This is a genomic window from Bradyrhizobium sp. HKCCYLRH3073 (assembly GCF_051167995.1).
In the GTDB taxonomy this organism is placed as follows: domain Bacteria; phylum Pseudomonadota; class Alphaproteobacteria; order Rhizobiales; family Xanthobacteraceae; genus Bradyrhizobium.
Genome location: NZ_JBNPUD010000006.1, coordinates 48203 through 72522, shown reverse-complemented (window position 1 = coordinate 72522; position 24320 = coordinate 48203). Strand labels below are relative to the sequence as shown.

Here is a 24320-nt window from a genome sequence, read left to right as displayed (position 1 = left end):
GGAACAGTTCGCTCCCTATCGAAACGTCGCGCGCGGCCAGCGGCTAGGAGAAGGGCTCCCTCTCCGTCCGCGAGGCCCATATGCAGCGCAGCTCCGACCTCCTCCGAGACCTCGCCCTCCTGCTTCTGCTCTCCACCCTGTGGGGCGCCTCCTACACCCTGATCAGGATCGGCGTCGAGACGATCCCGCCACTGACCCTGATCGCCGCGCGCACGCTGATTGCGGGGCTGCTGCTGGCCGCGATCATCCGCGGCCGCGGCCTCGCCTGGCCGCGCGAGCGCAGGATCTGGCAACGCTTTCTGATCCAGGCCGGCCTCAACAGCGTCGTTCCATTCACCCTCATCGCGTGGGCCGAGCGCACCATCGAGGCAGGCCTCGCCACGATCCTGAACGCGACCTCGCCGATCTTCACCTTCCTTCTGACCGCGCTGGTCACGCGCCACGAGCCCGTCACGCTGCGCAAGCTGATCGGCGTCGCGGCCGGCCTCGCCGGCACCAGCCTCATCGTCGGCGTCGAGGCGCTGCACGGGCTTGGCCAGCAATTATGGGCCCAGCTCGCGATCGTCGCCGCCACCATCTGCTATGCCGGCGCTGCGATCCTGGGCAAGAGCTTCAAGGGGCTCGATCCGATGCTGCCGGCCGCGGGATCGCTGCTGTCGGGCGCCGCGGTGCTGATACCAGTCGCGCTCGTCGTCGACCATCCATGGGCGCTGGCACCGTCGCTGCGCTCGGTGCTGGCGCTGACCGCGCTCGCGACCGTCTCGACCGCCGCCGCGATGGTGATCTATTTCCGCCTGGTGCAGACGCTCGGCTCGATCGGCGCGACCGCGCAATCCTATCTGCGGGTGCCGATCGGCGTTGCGATCGCCGTCGCCGGCCTCGGCGAGCACCTCGCGCCGACGGCGTGGATCGGGCTCGGCTGCATCATCATCGGCGTGCTCGCAATGACGATGCCGGTGCGCAAGGCGGTCACGAAAGATCGGGAAGCGTCGTAGCCCGCATGAGCGCAGCGACATGCGGGGACGGTTGCCCGGGGTCGCTTCGCTCGCCCGGGCTACGCGGAGCGAGCAAACCACGCCTCACCCGATCGCGATCGCGACCTTCCCGAGATGCGCGCCGCTCGCCATGTAGTGGAACGCCTCGCGTGCCTCGCTGAACGGAAACACGCGATCGACCACCGGCTTCACCTGATGCAGCGCCAGCGCGTTCGCCAGCGCCTGGAGATCATCGACCGCGCCGACCGTGACGCCCTGCAGCCGCTGCTGCTGCATCACCATCAGCGGCAGCCGCAGCTCCGAGGCCGGGGCGCCGGCAAGCACGCCGATGAAGGCGATGGTGCCGCCGATCCGGGTGGCGCGGATCGATTCGTTCAGCGTGCCGACGCCGCCGACCTCGACCACGAGATCGACGCCCTGCCCGGTGATCTCGCGCGCCTTCTTGCCCCAGTCCGGCACCTGCTTGTAGTTCAGCGTCACGTCGGCGCCGAGCGCCGCCAGCCGCGCGATCTTGGCCTCGCTCGACGACGTCGCGATCACCCGCGCGCCGGCCATCTTCGCGATCTGCAGCGCGAAGATCGAGACGCCGCCGCTGCCTTGCGTCAGCACGGTCTGGCCGGGCCCGATGCCACCGAGCTTGATCACCGCACTCCAGGCGGTGACGCCGGCGCAGGGCAAGGTCGCAGCCTCGATGTCGGTGAGATGCGCCGGCGTCCGCACCAGCGCCTGCATCGGAAACACCCGATACTGCGTCAACGTGCCGTCGACGGCGCCGCCCAGCGCCGCGCGCATCTTCGCCTCGCTCGGCTCGCCGCCGGTCCAGCTCTCGAAGAAGCTGCCGATGACACGGTCGCCGGCCGCGAACGCCGCGACACCCTCACCGACCGCCTCGACCACGCCCGCGCCGTCGGACAGCGGCACCAGCGGAAATTTCTGCCGCGAGCCGTAGCCGCCCCTCACCGTGAGCAGGTCGCGATAGTTGATGCTCGCCGCGGTCAGCCGCACCAGCACCTCGCCTCTCCCCGGCTGCGGCACCGGTTTGTCGACCAGCGCCAGCGCATCGATTCCGCCGGGCCCCTGCAGCTCGTAACATTGCATCGGATGTCTCCCGCCCCTGCGGCGCCGCCTTGTTGTTCTGACGGGAATGGTGAAGCGTTTCGTGCCGGCGATCAAGCCGAGTGCGTTCCGCGCGACGGACAAACGACGCGGCCCTCAGTCATCGATCAGCGGGATCACGACATGGTTCAGCACATACTCCGTGCCAACCCAGGTGATGGTGATCGAGAGCAGCAGCAATCCAGCCAGCAGCAGCATGTCGCGTCGTTCCATCGAACACATACGCGGCAGCGCTGCTGCGCGTTTCGCATCGCAGCCATGCCGCGCGCCGCGAGACATGCGACGCCTGCGAGGAACCGCACACCGACCGACGACACGCCGTCACATCGCCGCTTCGAACCTGATCCGGCAGACCAGACCTTCGTCGCGATAATCCTGCTCGATGCTGCCGCCGATCGCCGCAAGGCTCGCCCGGATCATGCGCGTGCCGAACCCCTCTTTCCCGGGCGGCTCGATCGGGTGCGGACCGAGTTCGCGCCAGGCCACGGTGCCCCGGCCGCCTTCCTGCGCGATCTGCAGCTCGAGCCGTCCGCCCGGGCCGCGCAGCGCGCCGTATTTGACGGCGTTGGTCGCGAGCTCGTGAAACACCAGCGCGAGGTTGCGCACCGCCTCCGGCCCCAGCGGCATGTCCGGCCCCTCGACCGTCACCGCGCCGGAGGCGCGATACGGCTGCAGCTCGACGTCGAGCAGCATGCGCAAGGTCATCAGGCGGTGATCCGACCAGGCCAGACTGTTGGCGCGCGCGACGGCATCGAGCCGCAGCGCGATCGCTTCTCCCTTGGCGCGATCCTCGCCCGACAGGCTCGATCTGACGATCGCCTGAAACAGCGCGAGCTGATTGTTCACGCGATGCCTCAGCTCGCCGAGCAGCAATTCGCGCGCATGCTCGCTGCGCTTCAGCTCGATCAGCGCGCCGCGACAGAGATGCGCAAGCCAGATGATCAGCGCCGCAGTGCTCAGGAACCCGACGAGGTTGACCGCCTCGGTATGATCAGGACGGTCGGTGAAGCCCACCAGCACCACTGTGGCCGAGAGCCAGGCGGCAAAAATGGCCGCGGGAATGCCGCCGAGCAGCGCGGCGAACACGACCGCGGGATAGAAGGTCGCGTAGGGCAGCGTCGCGCCGGCGAAATCCAACCCGATCCGGCCTGCGGTCGAAATCGCGACAGCAAACGTGGTGAGCAGAAACGTGGTCGCCGACCACTGTCTGCCCCGACCGATCCAATCTGAGAAACGCTGACCCACTCGCACGACTGACCCCGAGCGCAACGTCTATCGCCCGACGCCGCCGGGAACAAGCTGAAGGAACTGCCACTCAGGTGCAAAAATTTTAGGAACTTTTGCAGTGTCGTTGCGTTCAGCCGTCCCTTTTACCATCGCCGGACCGCGTCATGCCGCGCCGTGGGAGAAGCCACCATTCAATCGTGACAGACATGCGTCACTGCATAGCGTGAAGCGCGCTGCATCGGGGCTGCTCGAGGGCATCGGTGCTACTCCGCGTCGCGTCTGAGTAGCACGAATGCCGGACGTTGCACGATCAGTTCGTCGCAGGCCGCGCCGACGAACTGATTGGCGATGGTATCGGAGCGCTGCACGTAAGAGAGCTTGTATCCAGCGCCTCTTGTTGCGCTAATCCTAGCGGCTTGCCGCTGAGCGCCGCAGCGTCGATCATGCGACCATGACGACGAAATCGCGCGAGAGACTCTACGGTGCCGGCATCCGCATCGCGCAGGAGCAGGCCGCGCGCGCACGCAAGGAAGCGGATCGTCTGGCCTGCGACGCCTGGAACAAGCGCATGCTCGGCTACAAGGGACCGGCGCAGCCGTCGCCGCTGCTCGGCGATGCGCTGAACGCGGGCTACTACTATCTCGAAGTGCGCTGCCTCGGCTGCGACACCAATCAGACGGTCGCGCTCGACGTCATCAGGCGCGCCAAGACGACGCCGATCCATGAGCTCGAGCGCTACATGCGCTGCCAGGACTGTTCGCGGCTTCGCGGTCATCCCTACAAGCGCAGCGCGCTGGTGGCATTGCGCGAGACCAAGATCTCGGCCGCACATCCGGCCTCGACATGGTGGCCCGGTGAACGATAGACAGTCGAACCGCGCGCGTCGTGTGTCGCCTCTGATCCGCGGAGGTACTCCGATCAGGACCGAGCGCTGCACTCGCAAAAATACATCGACACCCGGAACAAACATGAAGATCCACCGTTCTGAACTGTTGCCGGCGCGGCAGGGAAGCGGAACATGTCAGAGTTTATGACCCAGCCGGACAAGCTGCGGGCCGACGCGGCAGAATGCGCCCTCATTCGTGATCTCGCCACCGACCGCGACAAGCGCGAGCTGTTCGCGCGCCTGGCCGAGCATCTGAGCATGCTCGCCGCCGAGGTCGAACGCGCGGCGCGCGCACCCGACAGCCACGCGGACGCCGGCCTTCGCTGAACCGCTCTCGCGACGACCTGCTCCGATTGCGCTCCGCTGCTGTCGCGGTGCTCGCCACACAATCGCGCAACTCCACTTCGCTATAGATCGGGATGATCCGCGATCGATTCGCGCAGCGAGCGATCACGCCCCTCTCAGCGCCACAGGTGCCGATCTTGCGACGTCTCCTCCCCCGCCTCGCCTGCCTCGTTCTGCCGCTTCTCCTCAGCTTCCCCGCCGCAGCCGCCGAGCTCGTCGGCCGCGTCAGCATCGTCGATGGCGACACGCTGGACATTCATGGCGAGCGCATTCGCCTGTGGGGCATCGACGCGCCCGAAAGCGCGCAGCTCTGCCGCGGCCGCGACCGCAAGCCATATCGTTGCGGCGCGCTGGCCGCCAACACGCTGGACGCGTTCACGCGCGGCAAGGTTCTGCGCTGCCTGCCGGTCGATGGCGATCGCTACGGCCGCATCGTCGCGCGCTGCGCAGCCGGCGCGACGGATCTCGGCCAGTTCATGGTGGCGCGCGGGCTCGCGGTCGAGGAGCCGCAATATTCGCGCGGCGTTTACACCGCCGATCAGCGCGCCGCCCGCCGCGCCGGCCGCGGCATCTGGTCGGGCCGCTTCACCGAGCCGCCGCTCTATCGCAGCTGCATGCATTCAGGTGGAACGACGGCGGTGTGCTCGGACGGCGGGATCGGCTGGCGTTGAGTGGCGCCGCCTTGTCCACCGGCACAACGGCTCAATTGCCACGCCTCGGCGTCTCGCTGTACGGTCGCGCACCGCAAGGACCAGGGCTGGACGAGGACGATGACAGAGACAAAGACGCGCGTGGCGATCCTGTTCGGTGGGCGCTCGGCGGAGCACGACGTCTCGCGCGCCTCGGCGGCCAACATTGTCCGCTCGCTCGATGCCGGCCGCTACGCCGTCACGCTGATCGGCATCACCACCGAGGGACGCTGGGTGCTGGCCGACGCCGCGAATGACGGCACAGGCGCGGCCCTGACAGTGCCCGCGGACGGCCCGCAGATCGTGCTGCTGCCGGCCGGCCGGGGCCGCGCGCTGGTCATCGGCGACGGGCCCCTGCGCGAGCTCGCCTTCGACGTCGTCTTCCCGGTGCTGCACGGTCCGAACGGCGAGGACGGCACCGTGCAGGGCGCGCTGGAGCTCGCCGATGTCGCCTATGTCGGCGGCCGCGTGATGGGATCGGCGGCGGCGATGGACAAGGACGTCGCCAAGCGCCTGCTGCGCGACGCCGGCCTGCCGATCGTGCCGTTCGTCACGATGACCGCCGCATCGGCGGTGAGCTATGAAGCGGCGGTCGCCGCGATGGGCTCGCCCGAGCTGTTCGTCAAGCCGGCCAATCTCGGCTCCTCCGTCGGCATCTCCAAGGCGCGCAACGAAGCGGAGTTCGACGCTGCCTGCCGCCTCGCGCTGCGCTTCGACGGCAAGATCCTGATCGAGCGCTGCATCAGCCCGGTGCGCGAGATCGAATGCGCCGTGCTCGAGCATCCCGACGGCAAGGTGGCGGCTTCCGAGCTCGGCGAGATCGTGCCCGCCGACAGCCACGGCTTCTATTCCTATGAAGCCAAGTACACCGACGCATCCGGCGCCTCGCTGCACGTCCCGGCGCAGGTCGAACCTGCGCTCGCCGCGCGCATCCGCAAGATGGCCACCGAGGTGTTCGGCGTGCTCTGCTGCGAGAGTCTCGCGCGCGTCGACTTCTTCGTCCGCGGCGAGGAGGTCTATGTCAACGAGGTGAACACCCTGCCGGGCTTCACCAACATCAGCATGTATCCGAAGATGTGGGAGGCCACCGGCCTGCCCCAGCCGGCGCTGATGGATCGTCTGATCGCGCATGCGCTGGCGCGGCATGCGCGGCTGAGAGAATTGGCGTCGCAGCGCTGAGGAACGCTTCTGCGGCCGCCGCAGGTCAGCGCGGCGCCACCTTGACGCCGGCGGCGACCCGGTCGCTGGGATAGATGATCACGACATCGCCGCTGGCGACGCCGTCGGCCACGGCGGCGAACCGGCCCGAGCGCCGGATGAGCCGGACGGTGCGCAACTCGGCGCGCCCATCCTTCAGCGCGAACACCGACCAGTCGTCACCGCGCTTGAACAGCGCGCCGGTCGGAACGATGGTCGCGTCCTCCTGCGTGAAGACGACGATCTGCGCATCGAGCTGATAGGCATCGCCGAGCCGCTGCCATTGCTCGGCCGGCGAGACGATGTCGATCAGCACGTTGACGCGCTGCTCCTCGACACCCAGCGTGGAGATCTTCGTGAAGGCCGCCGGCTCGACCCGGCGAACCCGGCCCGACAGGCGGCCTGCCCCGCCCCAGCGATCGATCGTGACCTCGGCGCCGGGACGGATCTCGACCGCGTCGGTGCTGAGCACGTCGATGACCACTTCGAGATCACGGGGATCGCCGAGCTCGAGCAGCGCCGCGCCTGGCTGCACCGTCGTTTCGCTTTCCTGGGTCACTTTCAGCACCAGCCCGCCGACCGGTGCGGTCACGTTCCAGCTATCCGCGGGCGCGTCGGTATCCGTGTTGCTCCCGTAGCGCGCCAGCATCGCCCTGAGCTGACTGAGCTCGTGCTCGGCGGCATGGTCGGCATATTCGGCGGCGCGCAGGTCACGTTCGGCAATCCGCATCGCGAGCTCGGCGCGCTCCCGCGCCTGCGCCGTCGCAGCGCCGCTGGCGGCCAGCGCCATGGTGCGCGCAAGATCAGCGCTCGCCTGCGCGCTCTGCGCCTGCGCCCGCGCCACCACCTCCTTGGCCCGCTCGACATTGGCTTCGGCCGCGCCGAGCTGCTCCTCGACCTCGCGGCGGGAGCGCGGATCGAGCAGCGGTGCCGGCGCCGGCGTGATGGTGGCGACGACGTCGTCGGCCTTGACCTGGTCGCCGGCCTTGAAGCGGATGCGCCCGAGACGGCCGGCGAGCGGCGCCGCCACGACGTAGCGCTGGCGCACCCGCGTCTTGCCGTCGTCATCGACGGTGGCAACGAACCGCCCTTTCGTCACCGCGGCCGTCTCCACCGGGACCGGACCCGGCATCACCATCCAGGCGATGATGCCGGCCGCGGCCAGAACGCTCGATACGATGACGACGCGGCGCAAAACGGGGGGCATGCTCATTCCCTGGTCTTGAGGGCCGCGACCAGATCGAGCCGATCCACCCTCCTGCGAACGATGATGGCGCTGATCGCGGCGCTGGCCAAGACCACCGCGGTCGCGATCAGGTAGGTCCGCGGCGCGATCACACCCGGGATCTGAAAGCTCTCGCTGGAATGCAGCCGCGCGATCAGCCCGATGATGGCGTGCGACAGCAACAGGCCGAGCGGAATCCCGACCGCGATGTCCAGCGCGAACTCGCCGAACAGGATGCCCGCGACCTCGCCGCGGGTGAAGCCGAGCACGCGCAGGCTGGCGAGCTCCCAGGCGCGCTCCTGCAGGCTGATGCGGGCGCTGTTGTAGACCACGCCCACGGTGATGATCGCGGCGAAGCCGGTGAGGATGGCGGCGGTGACGAACACGAGGCCCGCGATCTTCTCGATGAAGGATGCGAGGGTGTAGGCCTTCATGGTGACGGATTCGATTTTCGGCATGCTCTTGAACCTCGCGCCGAGCGCGGCCAGCGCCGCCGGCTCGACATGGAGGCTCGCCGCCGAGATCACCGCGCCTTCGCCGGTGAAGCGATTGAGCGTGTCGATATCCATGTAGGACGCCATCCCGATCGCCTCGTCGACGATGGCGCTCACCGGCAGGTCGCGTCGCCGGCGGCGGCCTTCCATCGCCTCCACCGTCACGACCTGCCCCGCGCTCAGCGCCAGCCGCTCGGCGAGGCGCCGGGTCAGGGTGATGCCGTCGGGCGCCGCGACGATCGGGCGACGTGCGGAATCGTGCGGCCGGCGCAGCTCGTCGGTGGCCGCCAGTCCGATCACCGAGGTGAGGTAGCTCTGATGCCCGGCCCGCAGCCGCACCGGAACGATGCGCTGGCCTTCGATCGCGAGCACGCCGGGCTGGCGCGCCAGGTCACGCAGGATCGCGCGGTCCATCGGATGGATGAACGTGATCGTGGCGTTGCCGCGCTCGACCAGGTTGAACTGCAGCTCGATCATCTCGCCGATGGCGTCGCGCCAGAAGATCCCGAGCACCATCATCGGCACCGCGAAGGCGATGCCGATGATGGTGAACAGCGAACGGAACGGCCGCCCCGCGACGTTGCGCAGCATCATCATCCGCCGCGCGCCGAACGCCGTGCCGGGCACGATGCGCTCGATCCAGGAGCGGCGGAACCCCAGCGGCATCGCGGGCCGCATCGCCTCTGCCGGCGCAAGGCCGACGACCTCCTGAAGCGCCGTGACCACGCCGAGCGCGCCCGCCGCGACGCTGATCGCGACGCCGGCCACCGCCGCCCAGGGCGCCAGCCGGAATGGCAGCTCGGGCAGACGGAAGAATCCCTGATAGCTCGATATCATGGCATGGCCGAAGCCGACGCCGCCGGCGATGCCGAGCGCCGATCCGATCAGCACGATCACCAGCATCAGCTTGAGATAATGGAAGGTGAGCCGCAGCGTCGGAAAGCCGAGCGCCTTCAGCGCCGCGATCTGCTCGCGCTGCGCGGCGACCAGCCGCCCGAGCGCGCCGTTGAGCAGGAATGTGGCGACACCGAAGAAGATGATGGGGATGGTGATCGACATCACCTTCTGCTGGTTCAACTCGTCCTCGAGAAAGCGGTTCGACGGCTGGTCGCGCCGCGCGATCGCGCCGATCGAGCCATAGGGCTCGAGCAGCCGGTCGAGCTCCTCGATCACGGGCTTGGGATCGACGCCCGGGGCGAGCGCGATCACGGCGTCGTTGAACGCCCCTTTCATATCGAAGGCGGCCTCGGCCGCGCTCCGGTCGACCCACAGGATGGCGTAGAGACGATCGTCGGGGATCGGCAATCCCGGCTTCACCGCGTAGACATATTCCGGCGACAAGGCGATGCCGGAGACCCGGAAGCCCTGCACGCGGCCATTGAGCAGCACGCGGATGTCGTCGCCCGGATTGACGCCATTGGCCTCGGCAAACGCCTCATTGACCGCGGCGCTGCGCGCGGTCCCCGGCTCGGGCGCCGTGCCGCGCCGCAGATGCAAACGCGCCAGCGCTTCGTCGCCCGCGCGGCTCAGCGACACCAGGCGCGCCGAGACCGGCTGCGACGCCGCCGGCCAGTCGACGATCACCTCGCGCACGATGCGCGGCTCGACCGCGACCACGCCGGCGATGGAGCTCAGTCGCGGCACCAGCGCCAGCGGCGCCCGCTTCAGCGTGACGAAGATCTGCGGAAACCGGCCATCGGCATAGAACTGCTCGCAGCCGTCGCGCAGGGACAGATAGGTCGAGACCGAGCCTGCGAACACCGCGACGCCGGCCGCCACCAGCAGCGCGATCGTGATCACCTGCCCGCGCATCGCACCGATGTCGCGCCACAGCTTGCGGTCCAGCAGGCTCACCAATGCACCTCCTCGGCCGACAGCCGCCGTGCATTGCGCTCCTCGCCGACGATGCGCCCGCCGCCGAGCCGCAGCACGCGATCGGCCATGCCGGCGATCGCCGCATTGTGCGTGATGATGATCGTGGTCGTCCCGAGCTGCGCGTTGGCACGCGCGATCGCGGCGAGCACCACCTTCCCGGTCTCGTAGTCCAGGGCGCCGGTCGGCTCGTCGCACAACAGCACGTCGGGCGCCTTGACCATGGCGCGGGCCACCGCGACGCGCTGCTGCTCGCCTCCGGAGAGCTGCGAGGGAAAGTGGTCGATCCGCCGCTCGAGCCCGACGAGCTTGAGCACCTCGCGCGGATCGAGCGGCCTGTCGGCAATCTCGGTGACCAGCGCGACGTTCTCGAGCACCGTCAGACTCGGGATCAGGTTGTAGAACTGGAACACGAAGCCGACATGTTCGCGCCGGTAGCGCGTCAGCTCGGCATCGCCGGCGCCGACCAGTTGATGATCGCGCCACTGCGCCTCGCCCGAGGTCGGGCTGTCCAGCCCGCCGAGAATGTTGAGCAAGGTCGACTTGCCGGATCCCGAGGGGCCGAGCAGCACCACGAACTCGCCCTCGTAGATGTCGAGATCGACGTCGCGCAACGCATGCACCTCGACCTCGCCCATGCGGTAGGTCTTGGAGAGCTTGCGGGCGCGAAACACGGGTGCGGCACCCGGATGCTCCGGACGCGCGGCAGCGCTCGCGTCGTTGATCGTGGTCGGACTCATGAGGCCGCAGTTCCTGTCCGGCGAAGGCCTACGCAGAACGCCCGAGACACCTCCATGCCATCGAGGCCGGACGACTTCATAGCCCACAATCGGTCAGCAGCCGTCTTTGCCGGTTGATGCATATCAAGCGACCGACATCATCGGGGCGCGTCACACACATCTGCTCACGTCCATCCCAACGTCGAGACCTCGTAGATCAGCACGGCGGCCCCGAGACAGCGGCGCCAGGGATTGACGCCGCGCACGAGCTCATCGACGGCCCAGACGACGAGACCGGCCTTCACCAGACAATCCAGATTCGCGCCCGTCCGACCCGGCGGGTGCAAGGCCCAGCCCACGAGGCTTCCCACCAACACGATCCACAGCGCCGGGTTCGGCATCTGGGCGATCGTGATCTCGCCGGTCGCGCGATTGCGGAAGAACCAGTTGAGAAAGCGCGACATCGTGCCGCCAGCCTGCCCGGTCACGCTCCGCGTCCCTCCTGCTTCCCACGCTGCAGGATGCGGCCCAGGCCGCGCGAGATCAATGGCCGCACGGGAAGAAACAGCCTGTAGCCGAACTCCAGGACCGCCAGCGCGCCCGGCATCGAGGCCACACGCGCCGCCCAGCACCAACGCGGCAGACGGCGCCAGATCTCGACGAACGCCGCAGCGCCCGAGAGCAGGCGCCCGTCACTGGCACGCACATGAAACCGCGCCATCGCCTGTTGCTGGGTCACGCCATCCGGCGTTTCCGCGCCTGGTTCGGAGACGTCGACGAAACACAGCGCACCCGCCTGATCGGTCCGGCCGTAATAGCCGATCTCCGCTCGACACAGCGGACAGGATCCATCGAAGTACACGGTCGATTGTGCAGGCTCTGGCGCCATGCAGATCTCCTCCAAAACACCAGCTCAAACCTCAGAGCCCTGAACGTCCGCGCCGGCGCTTCGGGTCTGTGGCTCGTCAAATTTCATTGGGAGGAGCGGGTGATAGTCAAGGCTATCGCATTTGAAGAATGGACCAGGCGGCCATAACGACCGTCCATTTGTTACTCCGTCATGCCCGGGCTTGTCCCGGGCATCCACGTCGTTCGGAGCGCGCAGGACGACGTGGATGGCCGGGACAGGCCCGGCCATGACGATTCGGAAACGATCCGCGCAACACCTCAAGCGCAGTTGACGAGAGCTTTGCGGTGGCAATCCAGCCCCGTCGCCGCGGCGCCCCACTCACCGCGGCGGCATCTTCTCGAATTTCGGCAGCGCCGGATCGAGGTGATCCCAGGGATGTCCGGCGGCGGTCCACGACACCAGTTGCGGCCGGTAGCGGCTGGGATCGTCGAGGCTTGCGGGCGTGACGATGAACACATCGGGCATCGCCGGAAACGTCAGGTGCATCGACGAGCCGCAGGTCTGGCAGAACGCCCGCCGCTTCACCGTACCGCCATCGCCGATGGTCTGGAAATGCGACACCTCGCCGTCGACCTTCACCTCCGCCGCGACGAAGGTCAGGTGCGACTGATGGCCGGTGCCGCTGTCGCGCTGGCATTGCCGGCATTGGCAATCCAGCATGACCGCCGGCTCGCCCTTGATCTCGTAACGCACCGCCCCGCAGGCGCAGCCCCCGACATAGGAATTGGTCATGTTGCTCTCCTCAGTGCGACCGCTGCGGTGACGCCTGCTCGGCGGCGACCTGATCGAGCTTCTTGACGACGGTCTTCCAGCCCTCGCCCATCTTGCGATACGCCGTCTCGTTGGCCGGCAGCACGAAGCCGGAATGCACGAGGCGAAGGCGCGTGCCCGTGTCCGCTCTGGACAGGCTGAAGGTGACCACCGTCTCCAGCTTCGCGCCGTAGCCGACATTGCTGTCATGGCCGCCCCTCCACGCGTAGGACAGCCGCTCGTTCGGCACGACCTCCAGCACCTCGCAGTGGATGGTGCCGTCCCATTGGCCCGCCGGCGTGGTCTGAAAGGTGAAGCGATTGCCGATGACGGGCTCAAAACCCTTGGGCGCCATCAGCCAGCGGCCGATCAGCTCGCCATTGGTCAGGGCTTTCCAGATGACCTCCGGCGCATGCGGGAAGATGTCCTCGACGACAATGGCCTGCGTGTCCGCGTTCACGGCCTGGTTCATGGATCGATGTCCTTCAGCAGTTTTTTCAGATTGGCGAAGCGGTCGCGCCAGAACACGCCGTAATGGCTCATCCAGTCGGCCAGCGGCTCCAGGCCGCGTGGCTCGGCGCGGTAATAGACCTTGCGGCCCTCGGGGCGCTCGCAGACCAGGCCGGCCTGCTTCAGGGATTTCAGATGCTGCGAGATGGCGCCCTGCGTGACGGTGCTGCCGCGCGTGAGCTCGACGACGGTGATCTCGTCGGCCGCGACGATGCGCTCGAACACCGCGCGCCGGGTGGGATCGGCCAGCGCGCGCATGACGGCCGTGATGGGTTCAGACTGGATCATGCGGAAGCAATAGCAACCACTAATCAATTAGTCAACACTAATATTATACGTGACGCCAATCGCGGCTCGTATGCTCCCGCTGGACGGCGCCGCCAGAAAATCCGAATTTTTATCTTCCGTTTTTCAGAATTCAATGCTATGGTATCGCGTCCCGCCCCGATTGAGGGGCGCATCGCGATCGTCACGAGCGTTGGGTGCGGGATGCGGTGGGCGTGTCGGGTTGCAGCGTGAGCGATCATGCCGACGAACGATCCGATGCGTACGGCGAAGTCGTGTGGTCCTGGCATCCCGGTGCTGATGCCAAGCTGGCGCTGCAAGTTCGACGAGCGCGCTGGCGACGGGGGCAAGAAAGCCGATCCCCGGGGAGATCACGTATAAGCCGTTCAAACCATTGCGCGGGGAAGGCCGGGATGATCCGGCCCGTACCTGTGGTTCCTGCCGCCTGCATTTTTTTCGCAGGCGGGCCATGGGTGCGACCGGCACCCGGCCTTTCCCGCGCCCTCATTGTTAGGAGGGCGACCAGATGAGCAACACTCGGACGCGAAAGCGGGTGCGAGAATGAGAATGCATGTTTTGCCCATGTCTCACCGCCGTCCTTGCGAGGAGCGCAGCGATTGATCTGCGCGACCCCACAACTGTCAACTATGTCCCCGAACACCCGTCAGCGACGTCTCCGGGCTGAACACTGCGCTCGCAATGTCGCTTTCATTTCCGCTGTCGTCCGGCAAGCTGCGGCAACGCGCAAGCGTTGGCGCGGCGCCGACCCGGGACCCCTACGCCGCGGCGGTTGTTTGAGGCACGCTGGAGCGGACGGCCTTGGCGCCAATTTCCGCCGGTGGTCATGGATCCCGGCGTTCGCCGGGAGGACATCGGTTTCTGGATGGCCAGCTTGGCCCACATGCGCGTTTTTGAACCTTCCCTTCTGCCGCTGGAACACACCCAAGCGCCTCACTGCCGCCAAACCCCGCAGAAAAACCGACTGAATCGCCCCTCCCATTCCGGTACACTCGCCGCGTGACCCATCGCCCTACGATTCTCGTGTTCGACTCCGGCCTCGGCGGCCTGTCCGTGCTTCGCGAGGTGGTGCGGGCGCGGCCTGACGCCCACTACGTCTATGTCGCCGACGACGCCTTCTTTCCCTACGGCCATCACAGCGAGCAGGCGCTGGTCGCCCGCGTGGTGCCGCTGATGGGCGAGCTGATCGCCGCGCACCGGCCCGACCTCGTCGTGATCGCCTGCAACACCGCCTCCGTGCAGACGCTGGCGCCGCTGCGGGCCGCCTACCCGACGCCCTTCGTCGGCACCGTGCCGGCGATCAAGCCGGCCTGCGCGCAGTCAAAGACCAGGCGCGTCTCCGTGCTCGGCACCAAGGCGACCGTGCAGCGCGAATACACCCACGCGCTGATCCGCGATTTTGCGCAAGGCTGCAACGTCACCCTGGTCGGCTCGCCGGAGCTTGCGTCACTGGCGGAGGCCGCGCTCAGCGGAACGCAGGTCAGCGACGCGGCCATCGCCGCCGAGATCGCACCCTGCTTCGTGGGCGACGCCGCCGATCCCGCTGATCGAACCGACACGGTCGTGCTCGCTTGCACGCATTATCCGCTGCTGCTCGACCGGCTCGAACGCCTGGCGCCCTGGCCCGTCACCTGGATCGATCCGGCACCGGCGATCGCGCGCCGCGTCGTCGACCTGCTGGGCCCCCCGGCTGGCGACGCCGACGATGGCGGCGCCACCATGATCTTCACCTCGAACAAGCCACATCAGCTCGGCCGCGCGCTCACGCCCTATTTCGGCGGCCGCGTCCCGGCCTGACGGAGACCGCCGATGTCCGCACCGCCCCAACCGCTCAACCGCCTCAAGCAGGCCTGGCGCGACAAGCGGCCGACGTTCGGCGCCATCGCCACCATCCCGAGCATCCAGACCGTGCGCATCATGGCGCAACAGCTCGACTGGATCATCGTCGACCTCGAGCATGGGCCGATCGATCTCTCCACCGCGCACGCGATGATCACCGCCACCGCGGGCACGCCCTGCGTGCCGCTGGTGCGGATCGCCGCCAACGAGCCGCATCTGGCGAAGGCGCCGATGGACCTCGGCGCGCTCGGCATCAACTTCCCGATGATTTCGAGCCGAGCGGACGCCGAGAAGGCGGTGCGCAGCGTGCGCTACCCACCCCGCGGCGACCGCCTGTGGGGTCCGTTCCACGCGCCGTTCCACTGGAACGTGTCGATGGCCGATTACATGGCGACGGCCGATGACGACATGATCTGCATGGTGACGATCGAGCATGTCGAGGCGGTCGAGCGCATCGACGAGATCATGGCCACGCCCGGCATCGACATCGCGGTGATCGGCCCCGGCGACTTGGCCACCTCGATCAACAAGCGCGGCCAGCTCGATGATCCCGCAGTGAAATCCTTGATCGCGCGCGCCGAGGCCGGGATCATCAAGTCAGGCGTGCCGATCGGCGGGGCGGCGCGCAACGCCGAGCAGGCCAATGCGATGATCGCGCGCGGCTACCTGGCGCTGGCGCTGGGCTTCGACTGGTCCCTGTTCCAGCGCGGCATTGCCGCAAGCTTCGAGGGGATCAAGCGCTGATTCAGGGCCGCTTCACGTTCCAAACGAAAAACAGGATTGGGGGAGAAGCCCATGACGAAGAAGACGATTTTGGGCACGTCGCTGGCCATGTTCGGGCCGCTGGCCGCACCGGCGCCCTAGAGCGGCGCTTCCGTAACCCGGCCTGCGGTGTTAACAGCAGCCGCCGCCGGGGGAGCCGGATCAGGCCAAGCACAACAAACGGGAGCGACAGGTTCAGGATGCGCGGAACGACCAGGCCGATTTCGCTGCACCGCCGTCTGATCATCGATCTGATGCATGCCTCGCGCGGCGTGCCGTTCGTGTCGCTGGCCCGGACGATCCAGATCGGTCCGCTGCTGGAGGCCCGCGCCGCGGCCGTCCACCCGCCCGGTTTCGCCGCGATCTTCGTCAAGGCGTTCGCCCTGGTCGCCCGTGACGAGCCGGTCCTGCGCACGCTCTACACCGGGTGGCCGCGGCGCTGCCTTTACGAGCTGCCGCGCAGCGTCGCCACCGTCACCATTGCCCGGGTCGAGAATGGCGAGGATTGCGTGCTGCCGCAGCGCGTCTCCGGGCCTGAGGCCATGTCGCTGGCCGAGATCGACGCCCTGATCCGCCAGGGCAAGGAGGCGCCGGTCGACGACGTCGCCATGTTCCGCAAGATCATGCGCGCGACCCGGCTGCCGCTGCCGCTGCGCCGGTTCGCCTGGTGGGTCGGGCTGAATTTCGGCCGCCAGCGCGCCAACTGGTTCGGCAATTTCTCCGTCACCAGCATCGCCGCCTGCGGAGGCGGCCAGTTGCACGCCCTGAGCCCGGGACCGTTCATCATCAATTACGACGTCGTCCAGCCCGACCAGACGATTCCCATCCTGATCCGCTGGGACCACCGGGTTACCGACGGCGCCATGATCGCCCGGACCGCGATCCGACTCGAGCAGGTGCTGAATGGCGAGATCGCAGCCGAGCTGAGGGCCTGCCCGGTTCCCGGGCGCAGTCCGGCGGAAGCCGACCTGGGATGCGAGGCGGGGCGGCGGAAAATGACCGTCCTGAAGGGGCCGAAAGGGTGATTTTGCCGGCAAAAGCGGCCGTTGCGGTTTGACAAGCCGGCAGTTTCTCGCCTAAGAACCCCCTGCTCGCGGGCCGCTTTCGGCCCGCGTTGCGTTTCGCGACCCGTGGCCTTCTCCCTTCATGCTTTGGGGAGGGGTCTGTCGGTGGACCGGATTTCCCGGACACACAGGAGGGCGCGTTTCCTCAAACCCGAACGAAAGACTTGAAGAGGACGCGATGACTAAGCGCAGTGAGGCGAAGTACAAGATCGATCGCCGCATGGGCCAGAACATCTGGGGCCGCCCGAAGAGCCCCGTCAACCGCAGGGAATACGGCCCCGGCCAGCACGGCCAGCGCCGCAAGGGCAAGCTGTCCGATTTCGGCGTGCAGCTGCGCGCCAAGCAGAAGCTGAAGGGCTACTACGCCAACATCTCCGAGCGCCAGTTCCACGGCATCTATGTCGAGGCCGGCCGTCTCAAGGGCGACACCGGCGAGAACCTGATCGGCATTCTCGAGCGCCGTCTCGACACCGTCGTGTTCCGCGCCAAGTTCGTGTCGACCATGTTCGCCGCGCGCCAGTTCATCAACCACGGCCACATCAAGGTGAACGGCCGCAAGGTCAACATCGCGAGCTACCAGGTCAAGCCGGGCGACGTGATCGAGGTCAAGGAAGCCTCGAAGCAGCTCGCCGTGGTGCTGGAAGCGAGCCAGCTCGCCGAGCGTGACGTGCCCGACTACATCGAGGCCGATCACGGCAAGATGACCGCGAAGTTCATCCGCATCCCGGCGCTGTCGGACGTGCCGTTCGCGGTGCAGATGGAGCCGCATCTGATCGTCGAGTTCTACTCGCGCTGATCTTGACCGGACCGCGGTCCGGCACCATCTGATAATCCGAAGGCCCTGGCACGCGCCGGGGCCTTTGCTTTTTGGGGTTTCGGATGCGGCGAACCGATTCCCGAATGCCACACTTGCCACGAATTCGCCCCAACCTGGGCTGACAGGGAATCCGTCCCGTGATTCACTGTCTGCAGTTGTAAAGTAGCGGGGCGTTCGCCATGGAGTTCAACAGGCGCAATATCATCTTTGGTGCGTTGCCGACCGATGCGGTCGGTGCTCCGCCTCTGCCGCCGTTGCGGGCGCCGCCGCTCAGCGCTCCACCGTTACGCGCACGGACCTCCGGCGTCCGCTACCGGTTCAACGACGGCCTCTATCCCTCGACGGTCTTCGACCTGCTCGAACGCTCCTGCTGGCACGTCCAGTCCGATGCGACAGCCCATGTGATCCGCCATGTCGGGACCGGGCTCACCTTTGCCGATGCGCAGCTTCGCCATGATCCCTACGCGCTCGAGCTCCTCCATTGTTTCGACGATTCGCGCGAGCTCACCGACGAATGGCACACCATGCTGGTGGGCTGGGCCGCGGTGAACATGGGCTGGAACGTCAAGCGGCAGCGGCCGGGCGCCGTGCTGCTGCTTTCACCGTCTCGGCAGAGCCCGCTCGAACCCTGGGTGTTCGACTGCACCGCGGCGCCGCCGCTGGTCGCCGAGCCGATCGAGAGCAGGCCTCTGCGGCGGCCGGACATCTGGCTCAATCCGCCGCGCGCGGCGTAGCTCGCGAGGAGGAGCGTTTTGCGGGAGCGGTACGAGTTGGGTAAGGTCGGGTCGTGATAAGCGAACGAGGACTGCCGATGTATTACACCCCGCCCCCGCGCGATCCCAAGGCGCCGCCCGTGCGCGTCAATCTGTTGTCGGACACGCAGACCCGCCCGACGCCGGCGATGCGCGAGGCGATGGCGCGGGCCGAGGTCGGCGACGAGCAGATCGGCGACGACCCGACCGTGCACGCGCTCACCGCCCGCGTCGCCGCGCTGCTCGGCAAGGAGGCGGCGGTGCTGATGCCGTCGGGCACGATGTGCAATGTCGCGGCGACGCTGGTGCATTGCCGGCCGGGCGACGAGATCCTGGCGCACGAGACCGCGCACATCATCTCGCGCGAGGGCGGCGCGCATGCGGCGCTCGGTGGTTTCCAGGTGACGCAGCTGAAGGGCCCCGACGGGCAGTTCACACCGGAGACCTTTCGCGCCGCGCTGCATCCGCGCAGCCGCTACCAGCCGCCGCAGACCGTGGTCAGCGTCGAGCAGACCGCCAATATCGGCGGCGGCACGATCTGGAAGAAGGCTGATCTCGACGAGATCGTCGAGATCGCCAAGGCGAATGCAATGGCGACGCATATGGACGGCGCGCGGCTGCTCAACGCGACCGTCGCCACCGGCATTCCCGCGGCAGAGATGACCGCGGGCTGGGACTCGGCCTGGATCGATTTCTCCAAGGGACTGGGCGCGCCGATCGGCGGCGTGCTCGCCGGCAGCGCCGCCTTCATCGACGAGGTCTGGCGCTGGAAGCAGCGGCTCGGCGGCGCGATGCGCCAGGCCGGCGTCGTCGCGGCGGCCTGCATCTACGCGCTCGATCATCACGTCGGCCGGCTCGCCGAGGATCACGCCAATGCGCGGGCGCTGGCGCGCGGGCTGTCGCAGATCCAGGGCGTCGAGGTGCAGGAGCCCGAGACCAATCTGGTGTTCTTCAAGCCCGACGGCGCCGGCGTGTCAGGCGACAAGATGGTGAGTGAACTACGCAAGCGCGGTGTGCTGCTGGCGATGATGGACGGCCGCATCCGTGCCTGCACGCATCTCGACGTGTCAGCCGCTATGATTGAGGAAGCGATCGGCCATGTCAGGGAGATCGTGCGCGGCGCATGACGATCATGACGCGAGGGCTGCGTAAACCAGCCGGCCACACAGGCGGCCGCCGTTATCGCGGCGCCCCCTTGCGAGCGCGGCTCTCGATCGCCTTACTCAACGCCTCGTCGTGCAGCTCGGCGCTCGCCTCGGAGAAGCAGCAGAACACGATCTGCGACAGCGAGGTTTCGCCGCTGATGGCCTCGATCGTAGTGGCGACCGCAATCGAGGCGGCGCGATCAGCGGGAAAGCGAAAGATGCCGGTCGAGATTGCGGGAAAGGCGACGGAACACAGCAGGTGGTTGTGACACAGCTCAATCGAGCGGCGGTAGCACGAGGCCAGCAGCTCCGGCTCACCGCGGTCGCCGCCCTGCCAGACCGGGCCGACCGTGTGGATCACATGACGGGCGGGCAACCGGTAGCCCTTGGTGATCTTGGCCTCGCCAGTCTTGCAGCCATGGAGCATGCGGCATTCCATGACGAGGTCGGGTCCCGCCGCACGGTGGATCGCGCCGTCGACGCCACCACCGCCGAGCAGAGACGTGTTCGCGGCGTTGACGATGGCGTCAACGCCGAGCTTGGTGATGTCGGTGACGACGACCTCGAATCGGGTCGTGCCGATCTTTCGGACCGGATAGCTCAGGCGGAGGCCGCCGTGCCGACCGGGATGCCCTTGTCGGTGAACAGCTGCTGCAGCTCGCCGCTCTGGAACATCTCGCGGACGATGTCGCAGCCGCCGACGAACTCGCCCTTCACATAGAGCTGCGGAATCGTCGGCCAGTTCGAGAACGTCTTGATGCCGTTGCGCAGCTCGGCGGATTCGAGAACGTTGAGGCCCTTATAGCCGACGCCGACGTGGTCCAGGATCTGCACGACCTGGCCCGAAAATCCGCACTGCGGAAACTGCGGCGTCCCCTTCATGAACAGGACGACGTCGTTCGACTTCACTTCATTGTCAATGAATTGCTCAATGCTCATCTTCGCTTCCTCTAGGGCGCCTCAAGGAACGCCTGGGGCTCGGTCCGCGCTGATCGCCATCGGACGGATTTCGCCCGCAGCCGATCGCCACTCTTCTATATGTAGCGCAAACCGTTGTTCAGCCAAAGTAAAATGCCGAGGATCGGCCCGCGACCCAGGCCCCCCGGCCGGACCATAGGCTGACGGCAGCAATATTATAGCCGCCACGAGGGTTTCATCCCGTAACCAAGCCCCTATTTAGGACGAACTGTCGAAAGGAACTTGTTCCGTCGAACATCGTTTTCTGCTGGCAAACGGAGACCCTCGTGACCAGTTCTGCCTCCGCTACGGCCTCCATCCCCGACACTGATACGCTTCAGACCGGGTCCGGCTCCCTCGCCGGGCGCCTGACCGAGGCGTACCTCGCCGTTCGGGGCGAGACCGAGCGGCGTGCGGCGCCGCTGAGCCCGGAAGATCAGGTCATCCAGTCGATGCCGGACGCCAGTCCGGCCAAATGGCATCGCGCCCATACGACCTGGTTTTTCGAGCAGTTCGTGCTGGGCGAGCACTGCCGGGGATATATCCCTTTTCACGCCGATTACGCGTTCCTGTTCAATTCCTATTACGTCAGTGCCGGCCCGCGCCACACGCGGGGCGAGCGCGGCCTGATCACCCGGCCGGGCGTGGCCGACATCACGGCATATCGGCAACACGTCGACGCGGCGATGGCGGACTTCCTGGGCAGCGCCGAGCCTGCCACATTGGCCGCTGTGGCGCCGCTGGTGGAGGTCGGCCTCAATCACGAGCAGCAGCACCAGGAGCTGATGCTGACCGACATCCTGCACGCATTCGCGCAGAACCCGACGGCCCCGGCCTATGATCCATCCTGGACCTTTCCTGCCCCGGCAGGCCGGGGCGCGGATTGGATTCACCTCCCCGAGGGCATCCATACCGTCGGACACGCCGGTGATGGTTACCATTTCGACAATGAGGAGCCAGCCCATCGCGCACTCGTCGGGCCGGTGGGCATCGCGCGCAATCTCGTCACCAATGCCGAGTGGCTCGCTTTCATGGATGACGGCGGCTACCGGACCGCCACGCTCTGGCTCATGGACGGCTTCGCCGCCGCCAGTCGCGAGGGCTGGCAGGCGCCCGGCCATTGGTACAAGGTCGAGGGCGAATGGCGCATCATGACGCTGGGAGGGCTGCGGCCGGTCGATCCGGATGCACCCGTGTGCCACGTCAGCTACTATGAGGCCGACGCATTCGCACGCTGGCGCGGCAAGCATCTGCCGACCGAGATGGAGTGGGAGGTCGCCGCGCGCGGCAACCAGCTCAGCGACGCCTTCGGCATTGTCTGGCAGTGGACCCGCAGCGCCTACAGCCCCTATCCCGGCTATCGTGCCACGGAAGGCGCGCTCGGCGAGTACAACGGCAAGTTCATGGTCAATCAGCTGGTGCTGCGCGGCTCATCGCTCGCGACGCCGGCGGGCCACAGCCGCGTCACCTATCGCAACTTCTTCTATCCACATCATCGCTGGCAATTCACCGGGCTCCGGCTCGCGGACTACGCCTGAGCTATCAGCATTCGTTGCCCGACAGTCGCGCGTGTGCGCGTCCAGGAGAGTATCATGAACGTGCACGTCAACGCGCTGCTCGATGCCCATCTCCCCGACGACAAGACGTCGGCCTTTGCGACAGACGCAGTCGCAGGCCTCACCCAGCAGCCCAAGCAGCTATCGCCGAAATATTTCTACGACGCCGCCGGATCAGACCTGTTCGAGCAGATCACGCGCCTGCCGGAGTACTACCCGACGCGCACCGAGCTCGGCATCCTCAGGGATCGCGGCGCCGAGATCGCGGCGGTCATTCCCGACGATGCTGCGCTGATCGAGTTCGGCGCCGGCGCCACCACCAAGGTGCGGCTGCTGCTGGAGAGCTGCCGCTTCGCGGCCTACGTGCCGGTCGATATTTCCGGCGAGTTCCTGACCGCACAGGCCGACAGCCTGCGCCGCGACTTCCCGCAGCTGGCCGTGCACCCGGTCATCGCGGATTTCACCACCGCATTCAAACTGCCTGATGCCATCGAAGGCAAGCCGAAGGTCGGCTTCTTTCCGGGATCGACGATCGGCAATTTCGAGCCGCATGAGGCGTGCCGGTTCCTGCGCTCGGCACGCGAGATCCTGGGGACCGGCGCGCTGATGATCGTCGGGGTCGACCTGGAGAAGGACGAGCGCGTCCTGCATGCCGCCTACAACGACGCCGCCGGCGTGACCGCGCGTTTCAATCTCAATCTGCTGTTGCGGATCAACCGGGAGCTCGGCGGCAATTTCGACCTGTCCGCCTTCGTTCACCGCGCGATCTACAATCGCGAGCAGCACCGCATCGAGATGCATCTGGTGGCACGAAAGCCGCAAACCGTGCGGCTGCTCGGCACCACTCTCTCGTTCCGGGCCGGCGAGAGCATCCACACCGAGAACAGCTATAAATACAGCATCGAGCGCTTCGGCGCGCTGGCCCGCGGCTCCGGCTGGAAAGTCCAGACCGTGTGGACGGATGCGGAAAAAATGTTCTCGGTTCAGGCGCTCGTCGCCGAGGCGTGAGGCTCCGGCTTCGACCGCAGCGACAGCGTCTCCCACAGCGCGACGATCGCCAGCAGCGCGCTCGTCAGCGCTGATAGCACGAGCGGCGACAGTTCGGTCGCGAACCAGCCGAGCCCGATCAGCGCCAGCAGGCCAGCGCCGTGCGACAGCTGCAGGAAGCCGCGGATGTTGAACTTGAAGAGGATGGTCCCGAGCAGAAACACGAACGGACCGCCGATCGTTGTCGCCGCCGTATTCAGGCCGGTATGCCCGAGGGGGTGCTTCAGGATGATCTCGTCCGATACCGCCGAAACGATGATGCCGGCGACGATCGGCATGTGCAGGTAGGTGTAGGCCGAGCGCGCCATCAGCCCGGATTGCGCCGACTGCGAAATCACCTCCGATCCCGCCTCAGCGCCGCGGTTGAAATACACCGCCCACATCGCCACCGTGCCGATGAAGGCACTGGCAAAGGCGGCAATGTTGGCTCCGGTCCAGTCGAGCTCGGCAAAGGTCGCGCCGGTGACGACGATGGATTCGCCGAGCGCGATGATGATGAACAGCGCACAGCGCTCCGCCATGTGGCCGCCTTCGACCATCCAGTCCTCGACGGTGGATGCACCCAGCCCGGGGACCCAGAAGCGGACGGCCGGCGACACATATTCCAGGGTGAGCGCCGCCCCCCATAGCCCCATCCGCGCCGGGCCCTCGGCAAGGCCGCCGAGCAGCCAGAGCACTGCGGAGGCACTGAGCCAGGAGAGAATGCGGGCGGCGTTGCGACGGACGGCCAATCGCTGCGGCGGCGTCGCGGTCAGCCAGAACGCGGTCCGGCCGACCTGCATGGCGGCGTAGGCCATGGCGAACCACAGGCCGCGGTCCTCGAACGCCCGCGGGATCGACATCGACAGAACGAGGCCCGCCAGCATCAGCGCGAACAAGAGACCTCGGACGAGCGCCTTCTCGGGATCGAGCCAGTTGGTCACCCAGGCGGTGTAGACCCACACCCACCAGACCGCGAGAAACAGAACGGCCGTCTGGGCGGCGCCGAGCGGCGAGAAATGGCCGATCAGATAGTGCGAGATCTGCGTGACCGCGTAGACGAAGACGAGATCGAAGAACAGCTCGACGAACGTGACCCGGCTGTGCCGGTTCGGCTCGATGACGCGAAACAGCGCACCACGCGGATTGTCCACCGCCATCTCC

At 67.2% G+C, this 24320-nt stretch carries 26 protein-coding genes; 13 read left to right on the top strand and 13 right to left on the bottom strand.

Annotated features, from left to right (window positions below; translation table 11 throughout):
• Nucleotides 1-80: 80 nt before the first annotated feature.
• Nucleotides 81-995 carry a DMT family transporter gene (locus tag ACQR1X_RS16085; RefSeq protein ID WP_434899194.1) on the top strand — a complete coding sequence of 305 codons (915 nt, stop codon included), beginning with the start codon at nt 81-83 and terminating at the stop codon, nt 993-995.
• 84 nt (nt 996-1079) lie between these two features.
• On the opposite strand, the gene ACQR1X_RS16080 is transcribed toward ACQR1X_RS16085, so the two are convergent.
• Nucleotides 1080-2093 carry a zinc-dependent alcohol dehydrogenase family protein gene (locus ACQR1X_RS16080; protein ID WP_315801180.1) on the bottom strand — a complete coding sequence of 338 codons (1014 nt, stop codon included), beginning with the start codon at nt 2091-2093 and terminating at the stop codon, nt 1080-1082.
• Between the two features lie 339 nt (nt 2094-2432).
• Nucleotides 2433-3380: a sensor histidine kinase gene (locus tag ACQR1X_RS16075; protein ID WP_315801181.1), complete on the bottom strand. Its 948-nt coding sequence runs from the start codon at nt 3378-3380 to the stop codon at nt 2433-2435.
• Nucleotides 3381-3789: 409 nt separating this feature from the next.
• Here ACQR1X_RS16075 and ACQR1X_RS16070 point away from each other — a divergent pair, with 409 nt between their 5' ends.
• The 4 genes from ACQR1X_RS16070 (at nt 3790) to ACQR1X_RS16055 (ending at nt 6437) form a co-directional block, all read left to right on the top strand.
• On the top strand, nt 3790-4203 hold the full coding sequence (locus ACQR1X_RS16070; RefSeq protein WP_315801182.1) for a hypothetical protein: 414 nt from the start codon (nt 3790-3792) through the stop codon (nt 4201-4203).
• 165 nt (nt 4204-4368) lie between these two features.
• Nucleotides 4369-4551, top strand: a complete 183-nt coding sequence (locus tag ACQR1X_RS16065; protein WP_409997892.1) for a hypothetical protein — start codon at nt 4369-4371, stop codon at nt 4549-4551.
• Between the two features lie 152 nt (nt 4552-4703).
• Nucleotides 4704-5240: a thermonuclease family protein gene (locus tag ACQR1X_RS16060; RefSeq protein WP_315801379.1), complete on the top strand. Its 537-nt coding sequence runs from the start codon at nt 4704-4706 to the stop codon at nt 5238-5240.
• A gap of 99 nt (nt 5241-5339) precedes the next feature.
• Complete coding sequence (locus ACQR1X_RS16055) at nt 5340-6437, top strand: D-alanine--D-alanine ligase family protein (protein ID WP_434899193.1); 1098 nt, start codon at nt 5340-5342, stop codon at nt 6435-6437.
• 25 nt (nt 6438-6462) lie between these two features.
• On the opposite strand, the gene ACQR1X_RS16050 is transcribed toward ACQR1X_RS16055, so the two are convergent.
• From ACQR1X_RS16050 to ACQR1X_RS16015, 8 genes are all read right to left on the bottom strand, one after another.
• A complete protein-coding gene (locus ACQR1X_RS16050; RefSeq protein WP_316215938.1) occupies nt 6463-7662 on the bottom strand; it encodes an efflux RND transporter periplasmic adaptor subunit in 1200 nt (399 codons plus the stop codon).
• A gap of 2 nt (nt 7663-7664) precedes the next feature.
• On the bottom strand, nt 7665-10031 hold the full coding sequence (locus tag ACQR1X_RS16045) for an ABC transporter permease (RefSeq protein WP_434899192.1): 2367 nt from the start codon (nt 10029-10031) through the stop codon (nt 7665-7667).
• Nucleotides 10025-10786: an ABC transporter ATP-binding protein gene (locus ACQR1X_RS16040; RefSeq protein WP_315801187.1), complete on the bottom strand. Its 762-nt coding sequence runs from the start codon at nt 10784-10786 to the stop codon at nt 10025-10027. The genes ACQR1X_RS16045 and ACQR1X_RS16040 overlap by 7 nt, the downstream gene beginning before the upstream one ends.
• A 164-nt stretch (nt 10787-10950) precedes the next feature.
• Nucleotides 10951-11229: a hypothetical protein gene (locus ACQR1X_RS16035; RefSeq protein WP_315801380.1), complete on the bottom strand. Its 279-nt coding sequence runs from the start codon at nt 11227-11229 to the stop codon at nt 10951-10953.
• A gap of 20 nt (nt 11230-11249) precedes the next feature.
• The gene (locus ACQR1X_RS16030; protein ID WP_315801188.1) at nt 11250-11654 is read right to left on the bottom strand and encodes a thiol-disulfide oxidoreductase DCC family protein; all 405 of its coding nucleotides are present in this window, start codon (nt 11652-11654) and stop codon (nt 11250-11252) included.
• Between the two features lie 339 nt (nt 11655-11993).
• Complete coding sequence (locus ACQR1X_RS16025) at nt 11994-12407, bottom strand: GFA family protein (RefSeq protein WP_315801189.1); 414 nt, start codon at nt 12405-12407, stop codon at nt 11994-11996.
• A 10-nt stretch (nt 12408-12417) separates the two neighbouring features.
• Nucleotides 12418-12897 carry an SRPBCC family protein gene (locus ACQR1X_RS16020; protein WP_315801190.1) on the bottom strand — a complete coding sequence of 160 codons (480 nt, stop codon included), beginning with the start codon at nt 12895-12897 and terminating at the stop codon, nt 12418-12420.
• The gene (locus ACQR1X_RS16015) at nt 12894-13223 is read right to left on the bottom strand and encodes an ArsR/SmtB family transcription factor (protein ID WP_315801191.1); all 330 of its coding nucleotides are present in this window, start codon (nt 13221-13223) and stop codon (nt 12894-12896) included. Before ACQR1X_RS16015 ends, ACQR1X_RS16020 begins: the two co-directional genes overlap by 4 nt.
• 1014 nt (nt 13224-14237) lie before the next feature.
• Here ACQR1X_RS16015 and murI point away from each other — a divergent pair.
• The 6 genes from murI (at nt 14238) to ACQR1X_RS15985 (ending at nt 19599) form a co-directional block, all read left to right on the top strand.
• A complete protein-coding gene (murI, locus tag ACQR1X_RS16010) occupies nt 14238-15035 on the top strand; it encodes a glutamate racemase (RefSeq protein ID WP_315801192.1) in 798 nt (265 codons plus the stop codon).
• Between the two features lie 12 nt (nt 15036-15047).
• Nucleotides 15048-15821 carry an HpcH/HpaI aldolase family protein gene (locus tag ACQR1X_RS16005; protein WP_315801193.1) on the top strand — a complete coding sequence of 258 codons (774 nt, stop codon included), beginning with the start codon at nt 15048-15050 and terminating at the stop codon, nt 15819-15821.
• A gap of 218 nt (nt 15822-16039) precedes the next feature.
• Nucleotides 16040-16864, top strand: coding sequence for an acyltransferase (locus ACQR1X_RS16000; protein ID WP_315801194.1), 825 nt, complete (start codon nt 16040-16042; stop codon nt 16862-16864).
• A 217-nt stretch (nt 16865-17081) separates the two neighbouring features.
• Nucleotides 17082-17699 carry a 30S ribosomal protein S4 gene (rpsD, locus tag ACQR1X_RS15995; RefSeq protein WP_315801195.1) on the top strand — a complete coding sequence of 206 codons (618 nt, stop codon included), beginning with the start codon at nt 17082-17084 and terminating at the stop codon, nt 17697-17699.
• A gap of 200 nt (nt 17700-17899) precedes the next feature.
• Nucleotides 17900-18454, top strand: coding sequence for a hypothetical protein (locus ACQR1X_RS15990; protein ID WP_315801196.1), 555 nt, complete (start codon nt 17900-17902; stop codon nt 18452-18454).
• Nucleotides 18455-18531: 77 nt separating this feature from the next.
• Entirely contained in the window at nt 18532-19599 is a 1068-nt protein-coding gene (locus tag ACQR1X_RS15985; RefSeq protein WP_315801197.1) for a threonine aldolase family protein, read from the top strand.
• Between the two features lie 52 nt (nt 19600-19651).
• Here ACQR1X_RS15985 and ACQR1X_RS15980 read toward each other — a convergent pair whose 3' ends face one another.
• Nucleotides 19652-20221, bottom strand: a complete 570-nt coding sequence (locus tag ACQR1X_RS15980) for an O-acetyl-ADP-ribose deacetylase (protein WP_315801381.1) — start codon at nt 20219-20221, stop codon at nt 19652-19654.
• Nucleotides 20218-20556: a Grx4 family monothiol glutaredoxin gene (gene grxD / locus ACQR1X_RS15975; protein ID WP_006609190.1), complete on the bottom strand. Its 339-nt coding sequence runs from the start codon at nt 20554-20556 to the stop codon at nt 20218-20220. Before grxD ends, ACQR1X_RS15980 begins: the two co-directional genes overlap by 4 nt.
• A 305-nt stretch (nt 20557-20861) precedes the next feature.
• Here grxD and egtB point away from each other — a divergent pair, with 305 nt between their 5' ends.
• Nucleotides 20862-22112 (top strand): ergothioneine biosynthesis protein EgtB, encoded by a 1251-nt coding sequence (gene egtB / locus ACQR1X_RS15970; protein ID WP_315801198.1) that lies wholly within the window; start codon nt 20862-20864, stop codon nt 22110-22112.
• 54 nt (nt 22113-22166) lie between these two features.
• Nucleotides 22167-23138 (top strand): L-histidine N(alpha)-methyltransferase, encoded by a 972-nt coding sequence (egtD, locus tag ACQR1X_RS15965; protein WP_315801199.1) that lies wholly within the window; start codon nt 22167-22169, stop codon nt 23136-23138.
• On the opposite strand, the gene ACQR1X_RS15960 is transcribed toward egtD, so the two are convergent.
• Complete coding sequence (locus ACQR1X_RS15960; protein ID WP_315801200.1) at nt 23114-24316, bottom strand: low temperature requirement protein A; 1203 nt, start codon at nt 24314-24316, stop codon at nt 23114-23116. The two genes, egtD and ACQR1X_RS15960, sit on opposite strands and share 25 nt — an antisense overlap.
• Between the last annotated feature and the right edge of the window lie 4 nt (nt 24317-24320).

Excerpts from the sequence above, each read along its gene's own strand:
- ACQR1X_RS16020 (WP_315801190.1), bottom strand. The coding sequence starts at position 12,897 with ATGAACCAGGCCGTGAACGCGGACACGCAGGCCATTGTCGTCGAGGAC.
- egtD (WP_315801199.1), top strand. The coding sequence starts at position 22,167 with ATGAACGTGCACGTCAACGCGCTGCTCGATGCCCATCTCCCCGACGAC.
- grxD (WP_006609190.1), bottom strand. The coding sequence starts at position 20,556 with ATGAGCATTGAGCAATTCATTGACAATGAAGTGAAGTCGAACGACGTC.
- ACQR1X_RS16035 (WP_315801380.1), bottom strand. The coding sequence starts at position 11,229 with ATGTCGCGCTTTCTCAACTGGTTCTTCCGCAATCGCGCGACCGGCGAG.
- ACQR1X_RS16050 (WP_316215938.1), bottom strand. The coding sequence starts at position 7,662 with ATGCCCCCCGTTTTGCGCCGCGTCGTCATCGTATCGAGCGTTCTGGCC.
- ACQR1X_RS16055 (WP_434899193.1), top strand. The coding sequence starts at position 5,340 with ATGACAGAGACAAAGACGCGCGTGGCGATCCTGTTCGGTGGGCGCTCG.
- ACQR1X_RS15985 (WP_315801197.1), top strand. The coding sequence starts at position 18,532 with ATGTATTACACCCCGCCCCCGCGCGATCCCAAGGCGCCGCCCGTGCGC.
- ACQR1X_RS16030 (WP_315801188.1), bottom strand. The coding sequence starts at position 11,654 with ATGGCGCCAGAGCCTGCACAATCGACCGTGTACTTCGATGGATCCTGT.
- ACQR1X_RS16085 (WP_434899194.1), top strand. The coding sequence starts at position 81 with ATGCAGCGCAGCTCCGACCTCCTCCGAGACCTCGCCCTCCTGCTTCTG.
- ACQR1X_RS16040 (WP_315801187.1), bottom strand. The coding sequence starts at position 10,786 with ATGAGTCCGACCACGATCAACGACGCGAGCGCTGCCGCGCGTCCGGAG.
- ACQR1X_RS15960 (WP_315801200.1), bottom strand. The coding sequence starts at position 24,316 with ATGGCGGTGGACAATCCGCGTGGTGCGCTGTTTCGCGTCATCGAGCCG.
- ACQR1X_RS16000 (WP_315801194.1), top strand. The coding sequence starts at position 16,040 with ATGCGCGGAACGACCAGGCCGATTTCGCTGCACCGCCGTCTGATCATC.
- ACQR1X_RS16005 (WP_315801193.1), top strand. The coding sequence starts at position 15,048 with ATGTCCGCACCGCCCCAACCGCTCAACCGCCTCAAGCAGGCCTGGCGC.
- ACQR1X_RS16025 (WP_315801189.1), bottom strand. The coding sequence starts at position 12,407 with ATGACCAATTCCTATGTCGGGGGCTGCGCCTGCGGGGCGGTGCGTTAC.
- ACQR1X_RS16070 (WP_315801182.1), top strand. The coding sequence starts at position 3,790 with ATGACGACGAAATCGCGCGAGAGACTCTACGGTGCCGGCATCCGCATC.
- ACQR1X_RS16065 (WP_409997892.1), top strand. The coding sequence starts at position 4,369 with ATGACCCAGCCGGACAAGCTGCGGGCCGACGCGGCAGAATGCGCCCTC.
- ACQR1X_RS16080 (WP_315801180.1), bottom strand. The coding sequence starts at position 2,093 with ATGCAATGTTACGAGCTGCAGGGGCCCGGCGGAATCGATGCGCTGGCG.
- rpsD (WP_315801195.1), top strand. The coding sequence starts at position 17,082 with ATGACTAAGCGCAGTGAGGCGAAGTACAAGATCGATCGCCGCATGGGC.
- ACQR1X_RS16015 (WP_315801191.1), bottom strand. The coding sequence starts at position 13,223 with ATGATCCAGTCTGAACCCATCACGGCCGTCATGCGCGCGCTGGCCGAT.
- ACQR1X_RS15990 (WP_315801196.1), top strand. The coding sequence starts at position 17,900 with ATGGAGTTCAACAGGCGCAATATCATCTTTGGTGCGTTGCCGACCGAT.